Raw genomic sequence first — 3,670 nt, 5'->3', positions numbered from 1 at the left:
CGAAGAAGGATTCTTCCTGTGGCCATCCCTAATCGATCATGTCACACGATCAATGAAGAGCTATCAGGACGAGATCTTCGGCCCGACGCTGCAGATTGTTCGTGCGAAGACCTTCGAGGAGGCGCTGAGCTACCCGAACCTCCATCACCAGGGCAATGCGGTGACCGTCTTTACGCGCAGCGGAGATGCGGCGCAGCGCTTTGTCGCCGAGGTCGAGGCAGGCATGGTGGGCGTTAATTTTCCCCTGCCGACTCCCGTCGGCTACTACAGCCACGGCGGCTGGAAGAACTCGGCTTTCGGCGATCTGAACCAATATGGCAAGGACAGCATCCGCTTCTTCACGCGCACCAAGAACGTGACGCAGCGTTGGCCCCACGGCGAACCAGCCACCGACTAGCGTGGCGTAACCAATCGCTCGGTCGCCGAAACCGGCGTGGTGTCAACAGATTCCGCAGCTATCGCATAAAAGCGCGCTCGCAAGTTAGCGGAGCCTACGTCAGGCCGCTTTTAATACCACTGCTGGGACACCACCATCATCGGCGCCGAGAAGCGCTTTTGTGGTCGGGTCGGGTCCGATGCGCCGGGTCGCATGCGTTCAGGGCGGCCTCGACGGTGGCGTCGAGCAGTATGTCGTCGATCGGCCCGATGGGTGGCATCACGGCGCGAAGCAGCAATGGACCGGTCAAAAGGTCGGAGACGACGCTCGGCTGGGCCGGTAGCGGAATCTCACCGCGGTCGGCTGCCCGGGCCAGCATTGCGGCCACCGAGCCGCGACGCGGCGCCATGAAGCGCTCGTAGAACACAGCGCCCAGGTCGTCGTCGGCGTGGGCATCGCTGAGCACGCCGGCCAGTGCGGCCTGAATGACCGGGTCGTTGAAGAAGTTGCGCTGAAGCTGCTGGATGAGCCGCAGATCCTCCCGCAGGCTGCCGCTGTCGGGGGCCGGATCGACCCCGAAGCGGCTCACCAGTAGCCCGACGATGAGCTCGCCTCGCGTCTTTGCCCGGCGGTAGATCGCCGCGCGAGTGGTTCCGGCAAGCTTGGCGACTCGATCAATGTTGACAGCCGCGTAACCATGCGAAAGTAGCACCGCCTCAGTCGCATTCGCGATTGCGGTGTCCAAGGCGGTGTCGCGCGGGCGACCTCGAAGGACCGACATATGAACCCCAGCACGATAACGGTTGACCGATTAACGATGCACAGTGTATCGTAAGTAAATGCGAACAATTTGGATCCTCGGTGCGACCGGTCAGGGCGGTCGCACCATCGCTCGTGAACTGGTCGCCGCCGGCGGGGCCGACGTGGTGCTGGTCGGACGTGATCACCGTAGGCTGACCACCGTCGCCGAATCGCTGGGCGGGACGGTGCGCACCCAGATGGCCCCCGGGCTCACCGAGTTGATCACGCTGATCGGCGCCGAAAAGCCAGCAGTGGTCGTGAACACCATCGGCCCGTTTAGCCAGACCAGCATGCCCCTGGCCCGCGCGAGCATGGCCGTCGGAAGTCACTACGTGGATCTGGCGAATGAGCTGGAGCCGGTGCGGGAGCTGTTGGATCTGGATGCCGCGGCGCGACGCCAAGCAGTCACGTTGGTTACCGGAGCGGGGTTCGGGGTGCTGGCCACCGAGACGCTGGTCATCGGCCTGCGCGGCGATCGGCCCGCGGCGGAATCCGCCAGGGTCGCTGCGCTGCCCGCCGTCGACGAGATGGGATCGGCCGTGCTGGCCAGCGTGATCGATGCCGTCGCCCATGGCGGGCGGCGCTACCGGGACGGGCACCTCGTGCGTACCCGGCTCGGTGCCGACCACGCACGGATCCCGTTGCCCGACTTGCCCGCACGCGACGCGCTCGCGGTGCCGACCGGCGAATTGGAGGCAGCACACCGAGCCGCGGGCGCGGGCGATGTGCTGGCCTACTCCGGCGAGGTGCCGAGCGGACGAATGGCGCGGGCACTGCTGCCGGCGGTGTCGGCACTGCTGGCGGCGCGGCCGATCCGGGCCGGGCTGCAGCGGTTCGTCAGCCGAATGCAGCTCAGTCCACCGGTGAAGTCCGGCGAGGTGTCCTGGGCCTACGCCCGACTGGAGTGGCCCGATGGAACCCAGCGCGAGGCCTGGCTGCGCACCGGCGAGGGCTACGATTTCACCGCCAAAGTCGCCGCGCACACCGCCGCACGGATCAGCAACGGGGCGGCAAAGGCCGGCGCGTTCACCCCTGGCGCGTTGTTCGGCACCGGCTTGGCCCGAGACGCCGGTGCAGAGATCATCACAACCGACGGGGTGACCCGATGACCAGCTGTGCCGTGCAGCGCCGCCAGGTACGGATCCCGGCCGGCGCGGGCGAACAGCTTGACGCCTGGGCCTATCTGCCCGAGCGGCCCGCTCCGCTGCCGGTGGTGGTGATGGCGCACGGCATCGGCGGTATCAAGGCCGCTGGCCTGGCGCCGTTCGCCGAACGGTTCGCCTGCGCTGGATTCGCGGCGGTCGTGTTTGACTACCGGCACTGGGGCGATTCCACGGGCCAGCCGCGAGAGTTCCTGTCGATCCGTCGCCAGCTCGAGGACTACCGCACCGCACTGGACTGGTCGCGGGCGCAGGATGAGTTCGATGCTGCACGAATCTTCGTGTGGGGCACCTCATTTGCTGGCATGCACATTGTTGAGCTGACCGCCAGCGAACCCGGCCTGGCCGGTGCGATCGCGCAGTGCCCACTGGTAGACGGGTTAGCGGGGCTGGCCAATATCCCACCGAGACGCAGGCTGCAGCTGACCGCTCACGCTATCGCCGATCTGGCCGGATCAGCGCTTGGCCGAGGGCCGCGCTACCTACCCATTAGCGTGCCACCCGGGCAACTCGGGGTGATTGCCACCGACGACGCAATGCTGGGCTACGCCCGACTGCACCCCGTCGACGGGTCCTGGCCCAATGAAATCACCGCCCGGTCGCTGCTCGATGTGACGGTCCACCGGCCAGTGCGACGCGCCCGGAAGGCTCGATGCCCGTTACTGATGGTCGTCGCCGAACACGACACCATGGCTCCCACCGGACCGGCATTGGCGGTGGCTAACCGGGCACCGCTCGGAGAGCTCTACCGAAGTCGCGGTGGACATTACGACGTCTACGCAGGCGGACTTGATCACGAGAACGTGCTAAGGGCCGAGATGTCTTTCTTGCGCCGCCACGCCGGAATGCCCGACGACTAAGGGCCAATGACGACGCGACGACCGACGGTGATGGTGTGGCCGCAAGGGGTGGCAGCGCGGCGGTGCACTGGACCAGCACGACACCAGCTGCGATCACTTCCGCCAGTACAGCAACCCGCCGCCTGAAGGACGTCAAATTGGGATCCACTGTACCGCCCTGCTCCAGTGACCTGACCAGGAGAAACAAGCGCACAAAGGTTGCGGCCCGGCCATGTGCTGCGATCAACGCGGCCGTGACTAGGGCTGTGCTGCGGCTCGCCGCCACCCTTCGCAACAGAGTGCTCCACACCGTGGTAGACCGGAGGCCGGAAGGTCACGGTGGGTGAGGTGGCGGACGAACAGCACGATAAGCCAGCGTCGGCGCGACCGTTCTTCAGCAGCACCGAGGCGCCCATCGGCGTTTACAACGGCGAGCAGGCGATCATCGTCTACGAGCTCAGGCCGCTGCCGCCTTGGCCGAAATATTGGATACA

At 66.2% G+C, this 3,670-nt stretch carries 4 protein-coding genes and 1 pseudogene; 4 read left to right on the top strand and 1 reads right to left on the bottom strand.

The features are described 5' to 3' along the window. Positions 1-397, top strand: a 397-nt coding sequence (locus tag VEI45_RS22545) for an aldehyde dehydrogenase family protein (protein WP_324856747.1), incomplete at its 5' end; no start/stop codon positions are given. Positions 398-533: 136 nt separating this feature from the next. Here VEI45_RS22545 and VEI45_RS22540 read toward each other — a convergent pair. Beyond that, positions 534-1,121 carry a TetR/AcrR family transcriptional regulator gene (locus VEI45_RS22540; protein WP_324856748.1) on the bottom strand — a complete coding sequence of 196 codons (588 nt, stop codon included), beginning with the start codon at positions 1,119-1,121 and terminating at the stop codon, positions 534-536. Between the two features lie 94 nt (positions 1,122-1,215). Here VEI45_RS22540 and VEI45_RS22535 point away from each other — a divergent pair, with 94 nt between their 5' ends. From VEI45_RS22535 to VEI45_RS22525, 3 genes and pseudogenes are all read left to right on the top strand, one after another. Beyond that, complete coding sequence (locus tag VEI45_RS22535) at positions 1,216-2,286, top strand: saccharopine dehydrogenase NADP-binding domain-containing protein (protein WP_324856746.1); 1,071 nt, start codon at positions 1,216-1,218, stop codon at positions 2,284-2,286. Next, positions 2,283-3,197 carry an alpha/beta hydrolase gene (locus tag VEI45_RS22530; protein ID WP_324856745.1) on the top strand — a complete coding sequence of 305 codons (915 nt, stop codon included), beginning with the start codon at positions 2,283-2,285 and terminating at the stop codon, positions 3,195-3,197. The genes VEI45_RS22535 and VEI45_RS22530 overlap by 4 nt, the downstream gene beginning before the upstream one ends. Positions 3,198-3,515: 318 nt before the next feature. Next, a pseudogene (locus VEI45_RS22525) lies at positions 3,516-3,670 on the top strand (hypothetical protein); the annotation flags it as partial.

This window comes from Mycobacterium sp., assembly GCF_035623875.1.
In the GTDB taxonomy this organism is placed as follows: Bacteria; Actinomycetota; Actinomycetes; order Mycobacteriales; family Mycobacteriaceae; genus Mycobacterium.
Note: the sequence above shows the minus strand (reverse complement) of the source record. Positions and strands in the feature narration are given on the sequence as shown.